Annotated in this window: 1 pseudogene; it reads left to right on the top strand. The window is 36.2% G+C overall.

Going from position 1 to position 469, the window contains the following annotated elements:
* A pseudogene (locus ACRBBL_RS27460) lies at positions 1–469 on the top strand (T9SS type B sorting domain-containing protein); the annotation flags it as partial.

The following is a 469-nucleotide window of genomic DNA, read 5'->3' as shown; positions in this document are numbered from 1 at the left end:
GTCTCTGTTCAATATTATCTCAGTCAAGCTGATGCAGATAGCAACACAAATCCATTAGCATCTCCATTTACAAACACCAGCAATCCACAAACCATATATGCTAGAATTGAAAACGGTACAACAGGTTGTTTTAATGTAACAAACTTTAATATTGTTGTGAGTGAAGCACCAGAAGCAAATACTGTAACACCATTAGAATACTGTGACACAGACAATGATGGTTTTGGAATCTTTGATATTAGAAATACGGAAGCACAAGTAACAGGCGGAATGATAACAGGTATTAATGTTACTTATCATGAAACTCCAGAAGATGCAAACAATGATTTGAATCCGCTTGCAGATAGTTATACCAACATCAACCCATACAATCAAACGATTTATGTACGTGTTGAAAATGTGCTGACAGGTTGTTTCAATGTAGTTTCGTTGGCTTTAATCGTTCACGATTCACCTGAGATTGCAGCTA

Origin of the sequence: Kordia sp. (assembly GCF_050633145.1) — a bacterium.
In the GTDB taxonomy this organism is placed as follows: domain Bacteria; phylum Bacteroidota; class Bacteroidia; order Flavobacteriales; family Flavobacteriaceae; genus Kordia.
Note: the sequence above shows the minus strand (reverse complement) of the source record. Positions and strands in the feature narration are given on the sequence as shown.